Origin of the sequence: Paraburkholderia sp. Tr-20389 (assembly GCF_017104565.1) — a bacterium.
In the GTDB taxonomy this organism is placed as follows: Bacteria; Pseudomonadota; Gammaproteobacteria; order Burkholderiales; family Burkholderiaceae; genus Paraburkholderia.
Map to the genome: position 1 here is coordinate 99,447 of NZ_JAAGPD010000020.1, position 21,896 is coordinate 121,342.

19 protein-coding genes are annotated in these 21,896 nt (G+C 57.7%); 14 read left to right on the forward strand and 5 right to left on the reverse strand.

Translation table 11 applies throughout. From position 1 onward, the window contains the following. Nucleotides 1-124: 124 nt before the first annotated feature. From G3N95_RS20225 to G3N95_RS20235, 3 genes are all read left to right on the forward strand, one after another. Nucleotides 125-1,444, forward strand: a complete 1,320-nt coding sequence (locus G3N95_RS20225; RefSeq protein ID WP_205971847.1) for an FAD-binding oxidoreductase — start codon at nucleotides 125-127, stop codon at nucleotides 1,442-1,444. Nucleotides 1,445-1,516: 72 nt separating this feature from the next. After that, a complete protein-coding gene (locus G3N95_RS20230; protein ID WP_205971848.1) occupies nucleotides 1,517-2,422 on the forward strand; it encodes a dihydrodipicolinate synthase family protein in 906 nt (301 codons plus the stop codon). A gap of 241 nt (nucleotides 2,423-2,663) precedes the next feature. After that, nucleotides 2,664-3,008, forward strand: coding sequence for a cupin domain-containing protein (locus tag G3N95_RS20235; RefSeq protein WP_205971849.1), 345 nt, complete (start codon nucleotides 2,664-2,666; stop codon nucleotides 3,006-3,008). A gap of 311 nt (nucleotides 3,009-3,319) precedes the next feature. On the opposite strand, the gene G3N95_RS20240 is transcribed toward G3N95_RS20235, so the two are convergent. Next, a complete protein-coding gene (locus G3N95_RS20240) occupies nucleotides 3,320-4,765 on the reverse strand; it encodes an amino acid permease (protein WP_205971850.1) in 1,446 nt (481 codons plus the stop codon). Nucleotides 4,766-5,246: 481 nt separating this feature from the next. On the opposite strand from G3N95_RS20240, the gene glyA reads away from it, so the two are divergent. Further along, the gene (gene glyA, locus G3N95_RS20245; RefSeq protein ID WP_205971851.1) at nucleotides 5,247-6,497 is read left to right on the forward strand and encodes a serine hydroxymethyltransferase; all 1,251 of its coding nucleotides are present in this window, start codon (nucleotides 5,247-5,249) and stop codon (nucleotides 6,495-6,497) included. Nucleotides 6,498-6,595: 98 nt separating this feature from the next. Then, on the forward strand, nucleotides 6,596-7,501 hold the full coding sequence (locus G3N95_RS20250; RefSeq protein WP_205971852.1) for a LysR substrate-binding domain-containing protein: 906 nt from the start codon (nucleotides 6,596-6,598) through the stop codon (nucleotides 7,499-7,501). Between the two features lie 47 nt (nucleotides 7,502-7,548). On the opposite strand, the gene G3N95_RS20255 is transcribed toward G3N95_RS20250, so the two are convergent. Together G3N95_RS20255 and G3N95_RS20260 are read right to left on the reverse strand one after the other, a co-directional pair. Beyond that, nucleotides 7,549-8,322, reverse strand: coding sequence for an NAD(P)-binding domain-containing protein (locus G3N95_RS20255; RefSeq protein ID WP_205971853.1), 774 nt, complete (start codon nucleotides 8,320-8,322; stop codon nucleotides 7,549-7,551). 42 nt (nucleotides 8,323-8,364) lie between these two features. Then, nucleotides 8,365-8,988: a TetR/AcrR family transcriptional regulator gene (locus G3N95_RS20260; protein WP_205971854.1), complete on the reverse strand. Its 624-nt coding sequence runs from the start codon at nucleotides 8,986-8,988 to the stop codon at nucleotides 8,365-8,367. 204 nt (nucleotides 8,989-9,192) lie between these two features. On the opposite strand from G3N95_RS20260, the gene G3N95_RS20265 reads away from it, so the two are divergent. The 9 genes from G3N95_RS20265 to G3N95_RS20305 all read left to right on the forward strand — a co-directional run bounded on the left by G3N95_RS20265 (nucleotide 9,193) and on the right by G3N95_RS20305 (nucleotide 18,497). After that, a complete protein-coding gene (locus G3N95_RS20265) occupies nucleotides 9,193-11,229 on the forward strand; it encodes an NADH:flavin oxidoreductase (protein WP_205971855.1) in 2,037 nt (678 codons plus the stop codon). 458 nt (nucleotides 11,230-11,687) lie between these two features. Continuing rightward, the gene (locus tag G3N95_RS20270; protein WP_241018744.1) at nucleotides 11,688-12,848 is read left to right on the forward strand and encodes a M24 family metallopeptidase; all 1,161 of its coding nucleotides are present in this window, start codon (nucleotides 11,688-11,690) and stop codon (nucleotides 12,846-12,848) included. Nucleotides 12,849-13,083: 235 nt separating this feature from the next. Further along, on the forward strand, nucleotides 13,084-13,881 hold the full coding sequence (locus tag G3N95_RS20275; protein WP_241018762.1) for a hypothetical protein: 798 nt from the start codon (nucleotides 13,084-13,086) through the stop codon (nucleotides 13,879-13,881). Then, entirely contained in the window at nucleotides 13,878-14,417 is a 540-nt protein-coding gene (locus G3N95_RS20280; RefSeq protein WP_205971858.1) for a MarR family winged helix-turn-helix transcriptional regulator, read from the forward strand. Before G3N95_RS20275 ends, G3N95_RS20280 begins: the two co-directional genes overlap by 4 nt. Before the next feature lie 78 nt (nucleotides 14,418-14,495). Next, nucleotides 14,496-15,308 carry an amino acid ABC transporter ATP-binding protein gene (locus G3N95_RS20285; RefSeq protein WP_277398023.1) on the forward strand — a complete coding sequence of 271 codons (813 nt, stop codon included), beginning with the start codon at nucleotides 14,496-14,498 and terminating at the stop codon, nucleotides 15,306-15,308. Then, entirely contained in the window at nucleotides 15,309-15,950 is a 642-nt protein-coding gene (locus G3N95_RS20290) for an amino acid ABC transporter permease (protein WP_241018746.1), read from the forward strand. Beyond that, on the forward strand, nucleotides 15,947-16,609 hold the full coding sequence (locus tag G3N95_RS20295; protein WP_205971859.1) for an amino acid ABC transporter permease: 663 nt from the start codon (nucleotides 15,947-15,949) through the stop codon (nucleotides 16,607-16,609). The genes G3N95_RS20290 and G3N95_RS20295 overlap by 4 nt, the downstream gene beginning before the upstream one ends. Before the next feature lie 59 nt (nucleotides 16,610-16,668). Further along, nucleotides 16,669-17,508 (forward strand): transporter substrate-binding domain-containing protein, encoded by an 840-nt coding sequence (locus G3N95_RS20300; protein WP_205971860.1) that lies wholly within the window; start codon nucleotides 16,669-16,671, stop codon nucleotides 17,506-17,508. Between the two features lie 77 nt (nucleotides 17,509-17,585). Beyond that, nucleotides 17,586-18,497, forward strand: coding sequence for a DMT family transporter (locus tag G3N95_RS20305; RefSeq protein ID WP_205971861.1), 912 nt, complete (start codon nucleotides 17,586-17,588; stop codon nucleotides 18,495-18,497). Nucleotides 18,498-19,015: 518 nt separating this feature from the next. Here the strand turns inward: G3N95_RS20305 and G3N95_RS20310 are convergent. Together G3N95_RS20310 and G3N95_RS20315 are read right to left on the reverse strand one after the other, a co-directional pair. Next, nucleotides 19,016-19,441: a hypothetical protein gene (locus G3N95_RS20310; RefSeq protein WP_205971862.1), complete on the reverse strand. Its 426-nt coding sequence runs from the start codon at nucleotides 19,439-19,441 to the stop codon at nucleotides 19,016-19,018. Between the two features lie 13 nt (nucleotides 19,442-19,454). Continuing rightward, entirely contained in the window at nucleotides 19,455-21,866 is a 2,412-nt protein-coding gene (locus tag G3N95_RS20315; RefSeq protein WP_205971863.1) for a M23 family metallopeptidase, read from the reverse strand. Nucleotides 21,867-21,896 lie beyond the last annotated feature (30 nt).

Here is a 21,896-nt window from a genome sequence, read left to right on the forward strand (position 1 = left end):
TGTCCATACTTCTCCAGACAGCGACGCCGCTTATCTGGAGAAGATAGCCTTCGACGAGCCGATTCTGGAGACAAGGTTTGTCGTTCTGGATGCTTTAAAAACAGTAGAAGAGCGCGAAATGGGAATGCAGAAGGTCACTTCAACGCCTGCGGATGATTCCGCGTGTGGCTGGTATCACCTTAGCCCGCCCCGCGAACCACGGCCGTCGCACTCCGGGAAAAAGAATGCTCGCTGGACGGTCGTTGGTGCCGGCTACACCGGCCTGGCCGCCGCTCGACAGCTTGCTCTGAATTTCCCTGACCAAGAGATCGTTCTCGTGGAAGCGCAGGAAGTAGGCTTCGGCACTGCCGGGCGAAATGCGGGCTTCGCAATCGATCTCCCGCACGACATCGGCGCCGACGACTATATCGGGGACATCGAGACGGCGAAGGCGACACTCCAGTTGAATCTTCTGGGGCAGTCCGTTCTCCGTAATATCGTTGAAAAGTACGGTATCGACTGTGCGATGCGTTCGTCCGGAAAGTATCAAGCGGCAGTCGAAAGCCGGGGGCTCGCCGCGCTCGATGCCTATCGTCGCGGTCTCGACAAGCTCGGTCAGCAATACGAGATGATCGAAGGACGTGACTTGCCTGGGCATATCGGCACGCACTTCTACAAACGCGCCCTTTACACGCCGGGAACGATCCTCGTGCAGCCATCCGCGCTTGTCAAAGGTCTTGCTGACAGTTTGCCGGCCAACGTGACGCTGTACGAACGCACTCCGATTACGGAAGTGGAGTACGGTGAAAAGGTCGTGTTAGGACATGCCCAAGGGCAGATAGTCACCGATAAACTCATCCTGGCTAACAACGCATTCGGCATGAGGTTCGGATTCCTCAGACGTTCCATGCTGCCGGTTTTCCTGTACGCAAGCCTCAGCAGACCATTGTCGGCGCAGGAGCAAGAGGCTTTAGGCGGCAAAGACTTCTGGGGCGTCATTCCTGCGGACCCGTTCGGAAGCACGGTGCGGCGCACGCATGACAATCGGATTCTGATCCGCAACAGCTTTAGCTTCAATCCAGATGGACGCCCGAAGCAACAGTACCTGGCGCGGATGGCGAAGCGGCATGAATTGTCCTTCCAGCGAAGATTTCCGATGCTGCCCGATGTCGGCTTCGACTACACCTGGAGCGGATCCCTGGCGCTTTCGCAAAACCACGAGGGCTTCTTTGGTCAGCTCGGCCCCAACGTGTACGGGGCGCTGTGCTGCAACGGTCTGGGGATCACGCGAGGGACGGTGACGGGAACGCTGCTCGCCGACTGGATTGCCGGAAAGCGCAATGCGCTCATCGAGCATCTGTTGAGATCGCCGGGACCAAAGGCCGCTCCGCCGGAACCATTCCTTTCGCTGGGCGTGAACGCAACGTTATGGTGGGGGCAGCAAATGGCCGGTCTTGAGAGTTGAGCGTGGTTTCTGTCAGCGACTGACGAACCGCAACGAGAAGCGCACTTATCCTTTTTTAGCAGAGGCAGGAACATGAAATTCGAAGGCATTTACACCCCCGCGATCACGCCCTTGTCGAGCGACGGAAGCATCGACAAGGCAGCGTTTGCTGAGGTCATCGAGCATCTGATTGGTTCGAAGGTGCATGGCATCATCATCGGCGGATCCACCGGCGAATACTATTCGCATACGCCTCAGGAGCGATTCGAGTTGGCATCGCATGCCAGGGAAATCATCGGTTCACGGCTGCCGCTGATTATCGGAACGGGCGCAGTCCGCACGGAAGACTCGGTCGAGTACGCAAAGGCGGCGAAGTCGATCGGGGCAGATGCGATTCTGGTCAGTTCGCCCCCTTACGCGCTGCCGACCGAGGAAGAGAATGCAATCCACGCGCTTGCGGTCGATCAGGCAGCCGGTCTGCCCGTCATGCTCTACAACTATCCCGGACGCACGAATGCGCTGATGGGGCGAAAGTTCTTTGAAACGGTCGTTTCGAAATCGAAGAACTTTATTGCGATCAAGGAGAGCTCGGGCAGTACGGGCCAGTTACACATGCTCGCGCGATACTTTCCTGGCATCAATCTCTCTTGCGGCTGGGACGATCAGGCACTCGAGTTTTTTGCGTGGGGCGCACGCAGCTGGGTATGCGCAGGCTCCAACTTCCTGCCAGACGAACATATCGCGCTGTACGAAGCGTGCGTCGTCAAGAAGGATTTCGACAAGGGCCGCCGGATCATGTCTGCGATGATGCCGTTGATGGACTTCCTCGAGGACGCCGGCAAGTTCGTTCAATCGATCAAGCAAGGATGCGAATTTGCGGGGCTGCGTACTGGCGGCTTGCGAACACCGTTGCAGCCTCTCGACGACGAGCAAAAGCAGACGCTGCAGCGGATCGTAACCGCGCTCAAAGAAGAGGTAAAAGCGGTCACTGCTGCATAGTTTTGCCGGTTGTAGAAAGAATGACTCTGCGCTAGAAAGCCACCATCTAATTTTCGGCGATTTAGAACTGGCGCAGAGTCACTTACGATGCTTAGCCCACTCGTTGCTTCTGAAGATATCGTCACAGTTGCGCATGCCGCTCGGTGTCGAAAATAGATGAGTCGGTGTCGGAAACATACTAGCCCCAGTAACGCGATTGAACTAAGGTGATGGACCGATTATTCAATCGTTTGGAGCCGACATGTCCGATTTCATAACCGTTTTGCGCGAAACCTGCCCGATTCCCGTCCTTGACGCCACCAAGTGGAAGCGTATCGGAGGCGATCCTCACACCGTGAACCTCAACGCTTACCTCTCCAAGGACGGCAGCAAGATCATGGGCACCTGGATCTGCACGCCAGGCAAGTTCGAGGTGAACTACGAGAAATGGGAGTTCTGCCATTTCCTCGACGGCTACTGCATTATCACGCCGGAAGGCGAGGAGGCGGTGCACCTGAAGGCCGGCGACGTGTTCGTGATTGAACCCGGCATGAAAGGGACTTGGGAGGTGGTGGAGACGGTGCGCAAGTACTTCGTCTTCGCCTGAGCAGACCTTTAGATTCGACTGGCGTATATCGTTGTCTGGATATGCTGCCGGTTCGGGGCCTATCTCATCCTGGCCCCGGCATGTCGCTGGGCGGTTTCGTCTGCGGACGGCAAACGCGTCCCTATCCCGCCCCTGGCGAAAGGGCGACATTGGTGGCCGCTCCCACTGGGCGGCCTCTCCAGTTGCGACGGCATACAGGCGGGTGTTGCCTCATTCCTCCTGCTGTCCGCACTTGACGTACCCCTGGCGCTATCCTCGCCAATTATCTGGAACCGAAGCACTGGAACCGACGACTCGTCCAGGGGCGGCACTCAGTGCCTGCACCGCCTTTGCAGATACAGGCCAAAAAGCGCAAGGACTACCGATGCGCCAAGTGTTGCAACTACTTCCTGGTGATGATCCGGCGCGCGAACCATAACGACAAACGCAGCCAGAATCAACAGGATGGTGATCGTCGAAAGGTAGGGATGAGCCCACATGCGAACTTTCAACGTACCTTCGCGTACGAGGTGGGAGCGCAAGAGAACCTGGCTAAGCGCGATGATGAAGTAGACCAGCAACGCGATGGCTCCCGTCGTGCTCAGCAAGGTGTCGAATACATACTTTGGTGCAATGTAGTTCGCTGCACATCCGGCGAAAGCGACCAGGGTCGAGCCGATAACCGCGTTGGCGGGAACGCCGGATTTCGTGGTCAGGGTGACGATCGATGGCGCCTGTCGCCGTGTCCCAAGAGAAAACAGCATCCGCGAGGCGGTATAGAGCGCGCTATTCAGGCAGCTTGCAACTGCAATGAGGATGAGTGAGTCGATCATCAGCTTTGCGTGCGGTACGTGAAAGACCTCGAGTACTGCCTGATAGGATCCGACGCGAAGCAGCGCAGGGTCGTTCCATGAAACGGCCGAGATGATGACGGCGATCGAACCAATATAGAAAAGTGAAATTCTCCACACAACGGATGTGATCGCTTTCGCAATCTCCTTCGCGGGGTTTTCGGATTCTGCTGCGGCAATGGTGACGACCTCGGTGCCGAGGAAGGTGAACATGGTCGTGAGCAAGGCGCCGACGACGGGCGAGAATCCGCGAGGAAGGAAACCGCCACGCTCCGTGAGATTCTCGAGCGGATGCAGATGCACATTGGGCAGGCCGCCCGCGAGCGCAATGACGCCAAGAATGACAAAGCCCGCAATCGCGACAACCTTGACGAGAGCAAACCAGAATTCCAGTTCGCCGTAGTTCTTGACACTGGCGAGGTTTGCGGCGGTGAGTAGCACGGTCACGAGAACACTGAACTGCCACACGGCTATCTGGGGAAACCAGCTGTTCAGGATGTTGGCTGCTGCAGTGGCCTCAAGCGGAACGAGCAGAACCCAGAACCACCAGTACATCCACCCGATGGTGAATCCGGCCCACGGGCCAATTGCCTTCGAAGCATACGTCGAGAAAGATCCGGAATCCGGCATTGCACACGCCATTTCACCCAGCATGCGCATGACGAGGATAACCAGGATGCTTGCGAAGATATACGCCAGAATCGCCCCTGGTCCTGCTTCGGCGATCGCATGACCCGAGCCCACGAAGAGTCCGGCGCCGATGCTGCCGCCGATCGACAGCATGACGACATGCCGCTGTCGAAGTCCGTGTCCGAGATTGCTCTCACCGGGCACGCTATTGGTCGAATCGCGCGAGCGATGAGGCTGAGTTGTCGTCGCTCTTTTTGCTGAACTGGCTTTCGTACCGCTACCTGATGAAGCTGCCATAACGGGTTGTCTCCTTTCAAGCTTCGATTTTTATGCCGTCTTTCTCAGTCCCTTCGTGGAGTGACCTATTTATTCGCTGTTGTATCGATCACCCGTGTTATCGGCGCTTGACGAAACTGGGCGTGGCGGCATCGAACGCGTGGATCAGCGTAGCGATCGGCAAATACTGTCACAAGCGAATTTATCGACTTGTGCATTCCGGCCGGGAATAAATCCCGTCGCGGCTGCCCTCGGTGAGGGGAGAGAGTTTGCCGTCGAAGAGCCGGTAATTTTCCAGATGATGACGGAGTGACGCGTGAGCGTTCTGACGGGCTTATACACGAAGGTTGGCGAAATTATCCTAGTCCATGCACTCCATGCAGCGTCATGATGTGCATTGCAAGCCGCTCTGCGACGCAGATTTTGCTTCGTGCGCCAAAGATCGAATAGATAGCCGAACGGATCATGGTTCGGCCCGTAACTCACTCCTCACGGACTGCCCATGTTTGAATATTCTTCCAGCACTGTATCGAAGGTCGACCCGGAACTCTGGCACGCAATCGAAGAGGAAAACCGTCGCCAGGAAGATCACATTGAGCTGATCGCATCGGAAAACTATACGAGTCCGGCCGTCATGGCTGCGCAAGGTTCGCAACTCACGAACAAGTACGCAGAAGGCTATCCTGGCAAGCGTTACTATGGGGGCTGCGAGTACGTCGACGTTGTCGAGCAGTTGGCTATCGACCGCGTGAAGCAACTGTTCGGAGCCGAAGCCGCCAACGTGCAACCGAATTCCGGCTCGCAGGCGAATCAGGGGGTTTTCTTCGCGATGCTTAAGCCCGGCGACACGATCATGGGTATGAGCCTTGCCGAAGGTGGTCACCTGACGCACGGTTCTCCCGTCAACATGTCCGGCAAATGGTTCAATGTCGTGAGCTACGGCTTGAACGAGGCCGAAGATATCGATTATGACAAGGCTGCAGCGCTGGCCGCTGAACACAAGCCCCGGCTGATCGTTGCGGGCGCATCGGCGTTCGCGCTGCGCATCGACTTCGAGCGCCTTGCGAAGATCGCGAAGAGCGTAGGCGCCTACCTGATGGTCGATATGGCCCACTACGCGGGCTTGATCGCGGCGGGTCTCTATCCGAATCCGGTGCCGCACGCGGACTTCGTCACCACGACGACGCACAAGAGCCTGCGTGGACCACGCGGCGGCGTGATCCTGATGAAGGCCGAGTACGAAAAGCAGATCAATTCGGCGATCTTTCCGGGAATTCAGGGTGGTCCACTGATGCATGTCATCGCTGCGAAGGCGGTTGCTTTCAAGGAAGCGTTGTCGCCTGAGTTCAAGGACTATCAGACGCGTGTCGTGGAGAACGCACGCGTGCTGGCTGAAACCTTGGTGAAGCGTGGACTGCGCATCGTGTCGGGACGCACGGAAAGCCACGTCATGCTGGTCGATCTTCGCGCAAAGAAGATCACAGGCAAGGCGGCTGAGGCTGCGCTCGGCGCCGCGCATATTACGGTCAACAAAAACGCGATTCCGAACGACCCGGAAAAGCCCTTCGTCACGAGCGGCGTGCGTCTCGGTTCGCCAGCCATGACTACGCGCGGCTTCGGTATCAAGGAAGCCGAGCTGGTCGGCAACCTCATCGCCGATGTCCTCGAGGCTCCAGAGGACGAAGAAACGCGCAATCGTGTGAAGGCCGAAGTGGCAGCGCTGACGCGCCGGTTCCCCGTCTACGGCCGCTAACTGAAATCGGGTCCAGCGATATAAGCGGTTGTGGCTGGTATGAGAGCTCGTGGCGCCGCATCGCCGATGCGGCGCCACTGGGATGATGGATAGGGCGAATGAGCACGTTCAACGCGCGACGCCTGTCAGCGCTTCCCCCGCTTGAGACGCTCATGTGCTTCGAAGCGGTGGCGCGGCTGGGGAGCTTTACCCGCGCAGCCCATGAGCTATCGATAACCCAGAGCGCGGCGAGCAAACAGATACGAACGCTCGAAACCCTTCTAGGGTGCTCGCTTTTCGAGCGGCACACCCGCGCACTCAAACTCAACGAAAGTGGTCTTCGCCTTTTCGGCGAATTGCGGCCGCTTCTTTCCAGACTTCAGCACACGATTTCGCGCGTCAGGGACGACGATGAAAGAGACGCGATATCGGTCGTCTGTACACATGCCGTTGCGCAGTATTGGCTGCTGCCGCGACTGGCGGATTTTATCGATCGCTTTCCAGCTGTCTCGATCGACGTGAAGTCAACCAACTCGATCAACGAAAAACTGTGCGCCGAGTATGCGTTTGGAATCCTCTATGGAGAGGGTGAGTGGAAGTCGCTGGAAAGCGCCAAGCTGTTTCCGGAAATCGTATATCCCGTCTACAGCGTCTCCGGGTACACGAAAGGTATTCCCGGCACGTTAGGCGAACTGGCGCAGGCGCCGCTGATCCATCTCGACTCGAGCGAATGGGACTGTCTCGACTGGAAAGACTGGTTCGCGCAGCTTTCCTTCGACTACACACCGACGCCCTCGCTTATCTTCAATCAGACCGCGCTCGTTTATGAAGCGGCACAAAGAGGCCTCGGCATCGGATTGGGCTGGGATTTCATCGTGAGCCCAGCCATTCAGGCAGGCACGCTCAGCGCGATCCCCGACATGTCGCTGATAACAGGACGGCATGACTATCTGGTGCATCCGCGCGGAAAATCGCTCAACGTGGATGAAATCAGGTTTCGCGACTGGCTGATCGAGAGCGTCTAATCGCATGGAAATAGCGCGCGGCGCGTTCGTGCAGTGCGCAGTGCAATTCAACTTTTATCAGGTGCGAGCTGATTGAAAACATGATCGCACGCAGCTTTCCATGCGGCGTACCCCCCATTTTCAATCAGTAGATCTCGTCCTCCCGCTGTGTAAGTCCCGGGAGTCGCGATGGACAGCCCCAATTCGTCGATTGGCGTCGATGACTTGTACCGCGAGTACGCAACGCAATCCTCGACACTGCTGAACACCAACGCTCTTGCGGCTTCCGGTGGCATGCCGTTTTGAGTGAGCCACTGCTGCAATTCGTGAATCAGGAAATAGAACCATCCGTTCATACACGCAGCAATCATGGCGAGTTCGAATTCGCGCTCGGTCTCCAGATTCACGACGTTTCCGAGCGGCGCAAACAACTGCGCTCCCTTGGAATTGGCGGGATGAACCGCGACCGTCGATCGATTGATCTCAGCTGCGTAGGACATCATCACACGGCTATAGTCACGGTTACCAAACAACCGCGACAGATCTTCGATCGAAACGCCCGCCACGACGGAGATCAATGGCTGAAGAGGCTTCAAGGTCACTTGCCGGGCGAGTTCCGCGAGGTGTGCCGGGCGTACGCCGACGAGCACGACGTCGGCATCATTCACGACGTCCTGGTTGCTCGCCATCACCATGCAGTCGAGATCTTTTGCTAGCGCTGCTGCCTTCCCCTCGTTTCTCGGCGAAAGAAGAAGCTGTATGGCGGCGCTGCCGTCGCGACTCAAGCCGCGAATCATCTTGTCGGTGAGGTCGCCTACGCCGAGCACGCCAAGCTTGATCATGGTTTCGCTATTCCCGCAAAAGTGGTGGTCGGTCCGTTCCCGTCAAGCCGTGCCCAGATTCCTGCGGGCGAAAAACCGCTGTAATTCCCGCTCTTCAGGTCGCACGCCTGTAAACACAGTGACGTATTCGGCGATCCGCGTCATGCGTACCGCCAACTCCTCATTCGGATGTGTCGACACGTATCCCAGTTGCGTGAAATACAGCGCCCTTGCCCGCACGTCCGCCGCAAGCGGTTGGTAGTCGAAACGCAGGAACATGTTGGTGAGGGCGGCGACACGGCGCTCGTCGTCGTCAGCGGCCTCGCGGGCGATCTCCGGCGACTGCTGCGCCCAACTCCGGATCGCGGCTTCGAATCGCGAGTCGAAGATCGTGTCGTCGAACCAGCAGTCGAACACGTTCAATACCGCTTCGCAGATGGTCTCCGCATAGGCGTCTGCGCGCTTGATCCAGTTGCCCGTGTTGGTCGACTTCCAACGGCTCAGTAGCGCGGCCAACAACTCTTCGCGGTCGGTAAAGAACCAGTAGAAACTGGTTCTCGACAGATTGAGCTTCTTCGCAAGAGGCAGGATGCGGACCGATTCGACCCCGCCTTCGAGAAGGCTTTCGTAGGCGGCATCGAGCCACATTTCGACAGAGCCGCGTACGGCATCGACGGCTTCTTCCATGAGAACAGTTCCTTTGTAACGAGTCCGGTAAGCGCGTGTCGGCTCTGGCGATTGTGCCGGAACGAAGCCAAAGAGGCATTCACACAGGGTTTACACGGGTAATGTACATCAATGTCCTTGTACTTGACACAAGTGTACAGCGGTCTTAATCTGCAATCAAACACCATAGTTGAGACGTCCCCACCTGCGACAAGAGGCACTTCCATGTCGACTGATCCGCTGCTGCAACCGTACACGCTCAAGCACGTCACTTTCCGCAATCGAATCATGACGACGTCGCACGAGCCGGCGTACGCAGAGGACGGTATGCCGAAAGAGGCGTACCGTGCGTACCACGTCGAGCGGGCGAAGGCCGGCATCGCGCTGACGATGACGGCCGGTTCGGCGGCCGTTTCGAAAGACAGTCCGCCCGTCTTCAACAACATTCTTGCCTACAAGGATGAGGTCGTTCCGTGGATGAAGGATCTCGTCGACGAATGCCACGAGCACGGCGCGAAGGTGATGATCCAGTTGACGCATCTCGGCAGGCGCACGCGATGGGACAAGGGAGACTGGCTCCCCGCCGTGTCGCCATCGCATGCGCGCGAGCCCGCGCATCGTGCGTTCCCGAAGAAGATCGAGGAATGGGATATCGACCGTATCATTCGCGACTTTGCCGATGCCGCCGAGCGCATGAAAGCGGCGGGCCTCGATGGCCTCGAAATTGAATCCTATGGTCATCTGATGGACCAGTTCTGGTCGCCGCTGACCAACACGCTCGACTCGCCTTACGGCGGCTCGCTCGACAACCGTCTGCGCTTCACTTTCGAAGTACTGAGGGCGATCCGCGAGCGGGTTGGAGACAACTTCCTGCTGGGACTCCGCTATACCGCGGACGAAATCATCGCGGGCGGTATCACCAAAACAGAAGGTATCGAGATTTCCCAGCGGTTAGCCAAAAGCGGTCTGGTCGATTATCTGAACGTGATTCGCGGACACCTCGAAACCGATGCAGGATTGACCGACATCATTCCGATCATGGGAATGAAGAGCGCTCCGCATCTGGACTTTGCAGGGGAAATCCGCGAAGCGACGGGCTTCCCGACCTTTCACGCTGCGCGTATCCAGGACGTGGCCACCGCGAGATATGCGATCGAGTCGCGCAAGATCGATATGGTGGGCATGACGCGCGCGCACATGACGGATCCGCACATCGTCAGGAAGATCATCGAGCGCAGGGAGGACGATATCCGGCCGTGCGTGGGCGCGAACTACTGTCTCGATCGAATCTATCAGGGAGGCGCGGCTTACTGCATTCACAACGCCGCGACGGGGCGCGAACTGACGATGCCCCACACGATTGCGCGAGCCGCGACGAAGCGCAAGATCGTTATCGTGGGCGCGGGTCCCGCGGGGTTGGAAGCCGCACGGGTTGCGGGCGAACGAGGCCATGATGTGCTCGTGCTCGAAGCGATGAACGATCCGGGCGGCCAGATTCGCCTGACTGCACAGAGCGAGCGCCGCAAGGAGATGCTGGGCATCATCGACTGGCGTATGTCCCAGTGCGAGCGGCTCGGCGTGCGATTCGCGTTCAACACATGGGCCGATGCCGACACCGTGAAAGCGGAGAGCCCGGACGTCGTGATCGTTGCGACGGGCGGCATGCCGCACACGGAAGTGCTGACGGAAGGCAACGAACATGTCGTCTCTTCGTGGGACGTCATTTCCGGCGACGTAAAGCCCGGCAAGAACGTGTTGATCTTCGACGATGCCGGCGACCACGCCGCCCTGCAAGCTGCCGAAACGATCGCTCAGGCAGGCGGCAGCGTGGAAGTGATGACGCCCGATCGCGCATTCTCGCCCGAGGTCATGAGCATGAATCTCGTGCCCTACATGCGTACGCTGCAAAAGCTGAAGACGAAGTTCACGGTGACTTACCGGCTCGAAGCGGTGCGCAGAGAAGGGCAGGAATTTGTCGCGGTCATCGGCAGCGATTACGGCGGCGTGCGAAATGAGCAACGCTACGATCAGATTGTCGTGAATCACGGAACCATTCCGATGGACGAACTGTATTTCGAACTGAAGCCATTGTCGAAAAATCTGGGTGCCGTGAATTACGAGAACCTGATAAACGGCAAGGTGCAGGCAGAAGAGAAGAATCCGGAAGGACTTTTCCAGCTCTTCAGAATCGGCGACGCAGTATCGGCGCGAAACACGCATGCGGCTATCTATGACGCGCTCCGTCTCGTCAAGGATCTATGACGACAAGCTTCACCTGACTTTCATGCACGAGAACGGCGATTGACCTGACGGTCTTCGCCGCTTTCACCCTCCAGATTCGCGTCCCCAGTTATATCTGGGCCGCGATGTATCCGCTATTGGCGATTAAAAAAATGAATGCAAACGCCGCGTGAAGGAACGCGGGTTGAGCGTATTACGAGCTCGCGGGTAAACACCATTTTTGACGCGTTGACAGTTGGTTCCACGTGGTACTAATCTGAATTCGCACTGGATGCCTTCTTTTCGCGCGTTCGCAGTTCTCCACAACCGCAGAACGTCAAGGAGCCGAAATGAGCACCATCAATGGGATCACCGATCTTCATCGCCATAGAGCAGAATCAAAGCTCGCCTACAGAACCGATGACGCGGTTCTCGGCTGCCGGGCTGGAGTAATCGACGGTTCACTGGTACGCGCATTTGAAGATCTCGATCGCAAATCGATGAGAGCATTCCGACTGGCGCGCCTGCGTGAGCAACTGCGTTCTCACGACTACGCCGGCATGCTGCTATGCGATCCGCTGAACATTCGCTACGCAACCGACACCAACAATCTCGGGCTGTGGGTCATGCATTCGCCGAGTCGCTATGTATTCGTCGCGACGGATGGGCCCGTGATCCTGTTCGACTTCACCAGCAGCCGGCACAACAGCGAAGGCATCGAGACAATCGACGAAATCCGTCCCGCCACGCCGTGGATCTATTTCCTTGCGGGTCCGCGCGTCGAAGAGAAGGCGGAGTTGTGGGCAAAAGAGATCGCGGATATCGTCCGCACCTATGGTTCCGGCAATCGCCGGCTGGCTGTCGACCGTTGTGATCCCTGGGGTGCCGAACGGCTCAAGCGTAACGGAATCGAATTGTTCGATGCGCAGCCTTTGACGGAGCAGGCTCGCGTCATCAAGGGGCCGCAAGAGATCGAACAGCATCGGATATCGATGGGCGTGTGCGACCTGGGCATCGCAAGAATGCGCGAGGCTCTCACGCCGGGCATCACGGAAAATCAGCTGTGGAGCGTCTTTCACGCGACCAACATCGCACACGGCGGCGAGTACGCGGAGTCCCGGTTGCTCACTTCCGGCGAGCGAACCAACCCATGGTTTCAGGACACATCGAATCGCATCATCGAGGCCGGCGATATGGTCGCGTTCGACACGGATATGGTCGGGCCAGGCGGATCGCTCTCGGATATCTCACGTAGCTTCGTCTGTCCGGGTAAGGCGGCAACTGGACATCAGCGAGATCTTTTCGGTTTTGCGGCGGATCAGATCGCGCACAACGTCAGTTTGCTGAAGGCAGGGCTGTCGTTCCGCGAGTTTGCCGAGCATTGCTGGCCCGTACCCGATCAATACGTGCACAACCGCTACATGATGATGCTGCACGGTGTTGGACTCGTCGACGAATATCCGAGCGTTGCGTATGCGGTGGATTTCGATGCCTGGGGATACGACGGCGTGTTCCAGGAGAACATGGTCGTCTCGGTTGAAAGCTATATCGGCGAACACGGCGGGAAAGAGGGCGTCAAGCTGGAAGAGCAGGTGTTGATCACCGCGACGGGTGCCGTCGTGCTTTCGAGCTGTCCGCTTCTGAACGATCTGAATGCTTGAGTCTGCAAGATAAACAGGTGCCGATTCGATGCACGCAAGCAAACTTCCGCTGTTGATCGACTCTGATGCCGTTCTGGGTGACATCCCGCCGGAGCAGATGGTCGACGCGCTCGCGCGGGGACATCTTCAGCAATACGTCTCCGCGGCGCGAGTCCATTCCCGGATAGGCCGGACATCGAGGCCGGACGCGGAAGTGCTCGTATGGGTCGCATCGCGGGAAGACGGCGGATTGGGTATGAAGTTCGTGACGCTCTCGCGTGACAACAAGGATCGATCGGAAAGTACCGCGGACACGATTCATTCGGCGATCCTGCTGTGCGATGCCGACGATGCAAGTATCAAGTGCTTTATCGTGGGCAACAGCTTCACGCGATACAAAACAGCGGCGGATTCGGCACTCGCGGCGCGATTCCTCGCGCCGCGAGAACCTCGACGCTTACTGATGATCGGTGCGGGCTCGCAAGCGCCCATTCATCTGAAAGTCATGTGCGCGGAGTTTCCGTCGCTTGAGCGAATTGAAGTGTGGAACCGCAATGCGGATCGCGCGGCAAAGGTCGTCGAGCGATCTGAGTTTTCTGGGGATACGCGGGTATCCAGAGCACTGGAGCAGAGCGTACGCGAAGCGGACATCGTCATCTGCACGACAAGCTCGACGATGCCCATATTCAAGGGGGAATGGCTGAAACCCGGCACACATGTAGATCTGGTAGGTGGCTATACGCCACAGATGCGCGAGGCCGACGACGCGGCTGTGCTCAAGGCGAGCGTCTATGTCGATCACCGAGCGCTCGTGATGGAAAACTGCGGCGACATCGTGCAACCGCTGGAAACCGGTGTGATCGACGCATCGCACGTTCGCGGAGATCTGTTCGATCTTTGCGCAAAGACAGTGGAGGGACGCCGAAGCGATCACGAGATCACGCTGTTCAAGAACGGCGGCGGTGGTCATCTCGATCTGATGTTCGCCGAATGGCTGTTTGCGAACCAGCGGCCGGACGAACAACGATTGGTCGAAGCACCAACGCGAGGATGAAACGCGATATGGAATTGAGCATGAGAAGCGCGAGCCAGGCCGACAAACGCGCGGATGCCGATGGTGACGCCGTGTCGCTCGCCGACGATGTATTCGACAAGGTCGTCATAAGGGGCCCGCTGAGCGACATGTGGCGCCTGACGTTGTGGGCGAACTGCTACTGCGAACCCATTTTCGCAGCGATGGCGCAGGAGTTCGACGTTGGGCGAGATGAGTTCAATGTACTGAGTTGCCTGGCATCTTATGGATCGATGGTTGCGAAAAACATTTGCGATGTGACGGGCCGCCCGAAGAACAGTATCAGCCGCGCCGTGAACAGTCTGATTACACGCAAGATGATCAGGCGGAAGACCAATGCTCACGATCGCCGCGAGAGTCTGCTGATGCTCAACGATAGCGGACGGCGCCTCTACGAGAAGGTGTTGCCGGTTGCCGTCGATCGCCAGACGCTGATGCTCAGGGTGCTGAACACTCAGGAGAGAGCCATGCTGGACAGCATCCTCAACAAGATGATGAGTACGCGGCACGAGTGGTGAATTCGGCCGTGTGTTAATCCGGTGTTCGGGAATATTTCGACCAGCTCAGAGTCTGGAAGTCGTTGACGGAGAGAGTTCATGAACAGCATTACATCGCCCTGGCTCGAATCAGGACCGGCACCGGAATGTGCGTCGAGATCCGATGCGCCGATTCTGTGCGTGGATGGCGTCGGTAAGATGTTCGGGGCGCATAGAGTGCTCGAAGACGTCAGTTTCCAGATGCGAACGGGCGAAGTGATTGCCATCATCGGCCCGAGCGGATCCGGCAAAAGCACGCTGCTGCGCTGTATCAATCAACTGGAACCGCCCACGGAGGGGCGCGTCACGATCGACGATATGACGATCGAAGCGGGTCACGCACCGTCCCGTCGCGAACTCGTGACGTTACGTCGACGTATCGGAATGGTTTTCCAGTCGTTCAATCTCTTTCCGCATCTGTCCGTGCTGCGGAACGTCAGCCTCGCGCAGGAACGCACGATGGGCCGCAGTCGCAAGGAGGCCGACGAGCGGTCGCTCGAATTGCTGGAGAGGGTCGGGCTCGCCAACAAGGCGTCGCAGTATCCCGCGCGGTGCTCAGGCGGTCAGCAGCAACGCATTGCCATCGCGCGTGCGTTGGCGCTCGAGCCGGAAATCATGCTGTTCGACGAGCCTACGTCTGCACTCGACCCGGAACTCGGGCTCGAAGTACTGACCGTGATGAAAGAACTCGCGACGTCTGGCATGACGATGATCGTCGTGACTCACGAAATGCACTTTGCAGAAAGCGTGTCCGACCGGGTCATCATCATGGCCGACGGCCGCATTCTCGAACAGGGCGACAGTGAAGAGGTGATGCGACGTCCCAAGACCGAGCGAGCCGCCAAATTCCTCAGTGCAGTGAGGGACAGGTAAATGATGATCGACCTCTCCGCAATTCTGAAAGGCGTCCCCTGGACCGTTGCGTTGACCATCGCAACTTTTACGCTCGGGTCGATTCTCGGCCTGCCGCTGTGCGCAATGCGCCTTTCGAGAAATTTCATCCTTCGTGGCGTCGCAACGGGGATCGTGGTGGTGTGCCGCTCGATCCCGCCCATCGTGTGGCTGTTCTTCGTGTTCTTCGGCATCGGCAACGACCTGCTTGCGATGAGCCCGTTCGTCGCTGCGGCTGTCGGACTTGGCATCGTGACGGCGGCCAATATGTCGGAGATCTATCGCGGCGCGCTCACGGCAATTCATCCCGGGCAATACGAGGCAGCGAAGGTGCTCAACCTGACTCGTGTCCAGCAATTCCGCGACGTCGTGTTTCCGCAGTTGGTCCGGATCGCGTTACCGACAGCTGCGACGTATCTGATCGGGCTTCTTAAGGACTCGGCGGTCGCGTCGACGATCGGTGTCACCGAACTGGCATTCCAGGCTTATCACGTTTCCCAGGCGACCTTCCGTGGGCTGAGCGTCTATGGTTCCGCGGCCTTGCTTTACATCGCGTTGAGTATTCCCGTCGCGTGGGCTTCGCGGTGGGCCGACGTTCACCTTCGTTCGCGGGTGTCACGATGAACAATCTGCTCGAACAATGGAAAGGCTGGTTACCCGATCTTCTGGACGGTTATCGGATTTCACTGGAGGTGACGGCAGTCACGCTGGCGGTCGGCATTCCGTTGGGGCTGGCACTCGCATTGATGGTGTCAGCACGATCGCGTCCGATCCGTACCTTCGCGCTGATCTTCGTTGAAATAGGGCGCGGTGCGCCTGCGCTGATCCTGCTGCAGTTCTGCTATTTCGGGCTGCCCGCGGCGGGCTTGACACTGTCTTCGTTTGCGTCCGCCTGCGTCGCGCTGGCATGCTGCACGGGTGCCTATACAAGCGAGATGATTCGCGCGGGCTTCGAGGCGGTGCCGTATGGCCAGAAAGAGGCGGCGCTCGTTATCGGCCTGAACGGCGTGGACGCGTTGCGCTTCGTCATCATTCCGCAAGGCATGCGCGTTGCCCTGCCATCGCTGCTTGGCTTCTCCATCATGATGCTTCAGGCGACCTCGCTGTGCTTCACGATTGCGCTGCCGGAACTGGTGAGCCGCGCTTCGAATATCGGCTCGTCGACATTCGAGTACATGCCCGTATTGATACTGGCCGGTTTGCTGTTTGCCGTCATTTGCGTTCCATCGACGTTCGCTGTGTCGGCGCTGGAACGCAGGTTGGGACGCCACGCGGTTCGATAGTGCGTCGATATTTCCACGCTCCAAAGCGCCACCCTGTGTATGTCACGTGAGGATAGACCATGAATGCTTTGTTGAAACGTCTTGCCGTGCTTGGCTGTTCCGTTTCCCTGCTCGGCTTTGGCGCCGCTGCACATGCTGCGGGAAGTTGCACGCCCGCGCACAAGTTCTCGACGATCAAACCGGGCACACTTTCCGTCGCAACATGGGACTTCCCGCCGTATTCCATTCCTGTGAGTGGGAGCGAAGTCAACGGGGTCGACGGTGCGATCCTCAGGCTGATTGCGGCCAAAGAGTGTCTGACGCTCTCTTTCGCGAACGTCGATGCAGCGGCGGTGATTCAATCGGTGGTGTCCGGGAAAGCCGACATCGCGATGGGTGACTGGTATCGCACCGCCGACCGGGCGAAGGTACTCGGATTGAGTGCGCCGATGTACCTAGATCAGATGGGTGTCATTTCGGGTCAGGGAAGCGACACGATCAACGGTATGCAGGGAAAGCGGGTCGGTGCCGTCGCGGGATACCTGTGGACGGGCGATTTGCAGAAGGTCTTCGGAACCAGTCTGACCATCTATCCGAATCCGGTTGCAATGGCACAAGATCTGTCAGCGGGGCGCATCGACGTCGGCACGGATAGCTATGCCGTCGCCGTCTACGATCAAAAGAAGGGCGGTTACAAGGCAATGAAAATCGATGTCGTCAAACCTGACAAGCGAGTGCCTGCGACGATTCAGCCTGGGCAGACGGCCTTCCCGTACACCAAGTCGAATCAGGCGCTTGGAGATGCGCTTTCGGCCGATATCGAGGCACTGCATCAGTCCGGCGATATTGCGCGCATCCTTAAAGAACACGGGCTGGATCCGAACGCCGAAAAGGTCGGCACACCGCGACTGGTGCAGTGAGAGTCCCGCTAAAGACGATGACCGATAGCGGGCGGTTGCTTGGCAAGCCACTGTCTTCGCGAGGGCCGATCGGTTCGATGATCGGCGCGACCGGTCTTTGGGCGATCTCGTTGATTGCGCCTCTGATACTGGCCGCATTTTCTCCGACCGAGATCACGGCGGCCCGGTACTTGTGGTACGGCATCGTCTCCGCTGCGATTCTTCTCGTGCGATATCGCCATCGTCGACTCGGTGTCCGACGTTGGATACGTGCTGCGTTCTATGGCTTGTCAGGAAACGTTGCCGTCTCTATTCTCGTCAGCTTTGCGGTCCAGAATACGGGCGCAGAGGTCGTCATACCGATCATCGGGCTATTGCCGATCAGCATCTCCGTAGCAGGCAGCAGACATCTGCCTGTTGCAACATGGCGCCGGTTGTTGATTCCGTTCGCGTTGGTCACGGTGGGGCTGATCGTCGTGCTGACGGTGCAGTCTGGCGCGCTTGGCGGGAATGCGAAGCTAACGTGGGCGGGTACGGCGGCAGCGCTATTAACGGTGGCGCTATGGACGTGGTACGCGCTATCGAATGCGCGCTTTCTGCAGAACAATCCATCCATCACGAGCACACATTGGTCGTGTGCAGTCGGCGTTGCGACCTTGTTGTTCTGTCTGGTGATGGCTGCCGTACAGCTCTACGGTGACAATGGTGTCGTGCTCGTTAAGAACATCCGGCAGGAATGGCCGATCTTCGCGCTGGTCACGATCAGCCTTGGCGCAGGAACCTCATGGCTCGCAACGGCGCTTTTTAATCGTGCGTCACACGAGTTGCCAATGGGACTGGTGGGTCAACTGGTCGTTCTTGAAACGCTCTTTGGAATTCTTTACATCTGCCTGTACAAACACACGATACCGCCGTTGACGCAGACAGTGGGCATGTTGCTCGCGATCGCCGGGATCTGGCTTTCCGCCAGAGTGCTATTGCGTGATGTCGAGCAGGCGAACTGCCATTAGCGATCTTCGAACAAAGGCTCTTGAACGCAGTGGATAAGGATTTTCCGGCAGGAACGAGACGCGTGATTTAACGCGAAATGATCGACAAAATATGTTTATCTGGACATCGACTTGACGATATCTTGCACCGCCGCGTGAGCTTTCTGAACGGCTTGGCGGGGTAAGCGCACGGGTCGGATACACCGTGCGGAAGCGGGAAGGGTAACGGGGGCAATTGATCGGCCATTGCGGACGTTGGAGTTCGGCCACTGCGAGGCTGCAGAGAGGCGCTTTGCCGCCGTTCGCGCCGTAGTAGCCTCGCATGTCAGGTGCTGATGCGAGTGAACGAGTACTTGCGGCCCTGCGCAGCCATACACACCCCAAACGTCCGGATGCCCGCTTTTAGAGGTACAGCGGTCATACTTACTGTCGGGTCGATTGATGACTCGAAGCCACTGCGGTCGTTGTCCCCCGATGTTGCTCCACACTTGACAAACGTCCCTTACGAGCGCCCCTGGGAAGAATGGAGGCGCCGGGAATCATTGCCAGTCGCAGCTGCCTGTGTCAGTCGCCGCGCCGGACTTCAATCCAAACGCAGTTTTCTTGCCGCTTTTCCTGTTGATATAAACCATCGACGGGACCATCGTTCCCTGACTCACCATCTGATATTCACCCGTGACCTGCTTTCCGTAGACCTCGATCCACGTCGTTGTAATTTCATCAGGCGCATTCTTGTCAAGTGTTTCCGATGTTGATTCGGCCAGTATCAACGGAATGGTTTGCCGGGAGTTTTGATACTTGACGAACCCCCACGACAACCTACTCGACGAATCAGAATACGTCTGCAGTTCGAAATTGGTTGATTTCGCCCCGCCTGAACCAAAGCAAAACGTGTCGTGACTGATTTCCGCATGAGCGATCAAAGGAACGAAAAGCAAAGAGGCCGTAAAAATTAGTGCCTTCATAGGTGTCATGGAATCAAGGTTTTTGCAGTGTCAAAAAGGCATCGATTGTGTGCTGGGTAGCATAGAACTTTGTCTTGATCTTCGGGTGCGGCGGATTACCCGTCATGACGACATGCGGTGGAGTGCCGGCCGTTACCGCTACCGGTTGCCCTTGCGCATCAAGAACAGGTTCCTTCGCACTATTGCGCCGCCACACGAACGTAAGTGGAGTCGTACTGCCTGAGAATACATCGTCGAGCAATGCATTTCGCAAATAGAGAACGGCCTGCAGCCTGACATCATAGCCATTCAGATTCTCAATGCTTACGTTGCCGTTGACATCCCTGCTGACTGCGGCGGCGTCATCCTGAGTGACACCCGCGTCCATGTGATGGAGCATGCCAGACCGATTCGCCACATAGAAGCAGGAACTGTCGACACAGTTTTCCTTGTTGCTATCGCCATCGTTATTGCGAGCAATCAGCGCATTCGGGTCCCAGCCAAGCTGGGAAAACGTAGCGGGAACAGTACCCGTCGGAAATTTTCGAAACTCACCGTAAGGCTTGTAGTTCTCCAAGTGCGTCAACTGAATCAGGCCGCGGCCATAGTAAGGGTTGTACGAGGCGTGCTCTCCGCCGAGTTCCTTGACGTAGTGAAGACTGTCCGTTTCTGGAACGACGTGCGCAAAAAAATGGGCTAAACGCTGTCGGCTGGCCGATACGCCGTACTTCCTGGTACCCTTGTTGAACGCCAAAACCCACTCGCCGGCACGGCTTCTCGCTGTGCTCCATCGCGTCGTCGATTGCGCGAACTGGGTTCCTTGCAGATAAAGCCATTTTGGCGGAAAGCATCTCGCCATTTCATCCGCGCTCAACCAGCCGCATCGCCTGAAATAGCGGATAAACTGCAATGGATGAAAGAACCAGAGCTTGTCTTCACTCAAGCCCGTCTTGTCCCAGAACTGGAATTTCTTCAGCAATTCCAGGAAGTCGTGATATCCGTCGGGATTCGTGCTCTTCTGCTTCCCATAAAAGCCATCCGGCTCGTTGAGCTTCGCATATCGGACGTCGTTGTGCGCGCTGTTCCATTCGGTCGGCGCTTCACAAATGAATCCGCGCAACTTCTCGCGAATGGCAGCATGTCCCCTGACGTAGCTGCTCAATGCATCTTCATCGACAGACTCGTTCGCATTGGATGCCTGCGGCGCCACGTCGTCGACGATCTTCTTTAGTTGATCGACATCGCACAGTCCGTCGTCGCTGAAGGGCGTGTTGCCTTCGCTGATCTTCTGCCAGCCGGTGAAGAATGGAAAATCGGCATCCGATAGCTTGATGATGCTATCCGCGTTGATGTCGATATATCCCTCCTGCCCTTGCGCGAAAGTCACGCGCATCCACGTCGTACGCGGGCCAGGCGCGCTGATGGGATGCGGATTGCCCGCCACGCCAGGCGCAACGCCAGCGGGTGTATCGGTTGTGCCGCTGGCCAGCACCGGCTGGTCTGCGAGAATGCGCCCGAACCGCAGCAACTCGTAGCCGTCGTTCGGGCCATCCTTATAAAGTTGTGTCGCGCGCGCAATCATGCTGTATTCGTAGCCAGACTCGCTGACCGGTTGCGGCGTCAGCAGCGTACGCACCCCGTCGCTTCCCACCTGCCATGTCGACGTATATTTCGTGCCCTTGTGAAAATACGATTCGACATGAAGCGCGCCACCCTGGTTAGTACCACCTTGAAGCGGCTGGAATAGCACACCATGCAGCTTGTTGTGACTGTCCGTGCCTGGCGGCTTCGCGAGGAAGGTCTGATCCGCTGGAATGATGTAGTAGGTATGCCCCCAGCAATCCTTGCTGGTCGGTGTTGCGGGCCCCTTGTTGTCCAACTGGGTGCTGCCGAAATATGCGTTGAAGTCGGCAGGCAGCATGAACACTTCGAAGTGGACATGCATTTGCCCGTGACAGCGCCCGGGCAGCCCCAATACGTCCTTCCGGTAGATCTTCTTTCCGCCGCCCACCTGGCCATCCTCAGGTGTGGGTGTGCGCAGGTACTCGGGCAATGTATTCAGCTGCACGCCTAGCCCCGTGTATCCATCGAGTTCGAGCAGATGCATGTAGAGCGAATAGAACGTGATCGAACGCCCGTCGCCCGTTTCGGTCGAGTGCTTGATAAGAACGAAGCCGGCATTGCTGTCAGGTGTGCCGCTCCCGCCGTCGATTGCTTTCTGACACACGCGATACGCAACGATCTCGCCGTCCGCGATCGCCCTGACGCGTTCGTTCTGCGTCGCGGGCATCAAATGGACGCCCGTGTGCCACCGCCGGTCAAAGGCAACAGGATAGATGCCGTGCGCTAACTGGAACTGGTCAACCGCATCCATCATCGGATCCAGCGCATTGGCATCGTTTGATGTCATGCCTGTTGCGGGCAAAAAAGGGGGGCTGATAATCATTGTTGCTATCGCGATATGGGATATGCGTTG

Coding starts and splice junctions, on each gene's coding strand:
- G3N95_RS20225 (WP_205971847.1), top strand. CDS start 125: ATGCAGAAGGTCACTTCAACGCCTGCGGATGATTCCGCGTGTGGCTGG.
- G3N95_RS20265 (WP_205971855.1), top strand. CDS start 9,193: ATGTCGACTGATCCGCTGCTGCAACCGTACACGCTCAAGCACGTCACT.
- G3N95_RS20255 (WP_205971853.1), bottom strand. CDS start 8,322: ATGATCAAGCTTGGCGTGCTCGGCGTAGGCGACCTCACCGACAAGATG.
- G3N95_RS20315 (WP_205971863.1), bottom strand. CDS start 21,866: ATGATTATCAGCCCCCCTTTTTTGCCCGCAACAGGCATGACATCAAAC.
- G3N95_RS20275 (WP_241018762.1), top strand. CDS start 13,084: ATGAAGTTCGTGACGCTCTCGCGTGACAACAAGGATCGATCGGAAAGT.
- G3N95_RS20305 (WP_205971861.1), top strand. CDS start 17,586: ATGATCGGCGCGACCGGTCTTTGGGCGATCTCGTTGATTGCGCCTCTG.
- G3N95_RS20260 (WP_205971854.1), bottom strand. CDS start 8,988: ATGGAAGAAGCCGTCGATGCCGTACGCGGCTCTGTCGAAATGTGGCTC.
- G3N95_RS20290 (WP_241018746.1), top strand. CDS start 15,309: ATGATGATCGACCTCTCCGCAATTCTGAAAGGCGTCCCCTGGACCGTT.
- G3N95_RS20295 (WP_205971859.1), top strand. CDS start 15,947: ATGAACAATCTGCTCGAACAATGGAAAGGCTGGTTACCCGATCTTCTG.
- G3N95_RS20240 (WP_205971850.1), bottom strand. CDS start 4,765: ATGGCAGCTTCATCAGGTAGCGGTACGAAAGCCAGTTCAGCAAAAAGA.
- G3N95_RS20300 (WP_205971860.1), top strand. CDS start 16,669: ATGAATGCTTTGTTGAAACGTCTTGCCGTGCTTGGCTGTTCCGTTTCC.
- G3N95_RS20310 (WP_205971862.1), bottom strand. CDS start 19,441: ATGAAGGCACTAATTTTTACGGCCTCTTTGCTTTTCGTTCCTTTGATC.
- G3N95_RS20250 (WP_205971852.1), top strand. CDS start 6,596: ATGAGCACGTTCAACGCGCGACGCCTGTCAGCGCTTCCCCCGCTTGAG.
- glyA (WP_205971851.1), top strand. CDS start 5,247: ATGTTTGAATATTCTTCCAGCACTGTATCGAAGGTCGACCCGGAACTC.
- G3N95_RS20235 (WP_205971849.1), top strand. CDS start 2,664: ATGTCCGATTTCATAACCGTTTTGCGCGAAACCTGCCCGATTCCCGTC.
- G3N95_RS20280 (WP_205971858.1), top strand. CDS start 13,878: ATGAAACGCGATATGGAATTGAGCATGAGAAGCGCGAGCCAGGCCGAC.
- G3N95_RS20230 (WP_205971848.1), top strand. CDS start 1,517: ATGAAATTCGAAGGCATTTACACCCCCGCGATCACGCCCTTGTCGAGC.
- G3N95_RS20270 (WP_241018744.1), top strand. CDS start 11,688: ATGAGAGCATTCCGACTGGCGCGCCTGCGTGAGCAACTGCGTTCTCAC.
- G3N95_RS20285 (WP_277398023.1), top strand. CDS start 14,496: ATGAACAGCATTACATCGCCCTGGCTCGAATCAGGACCGGCACCGGAA.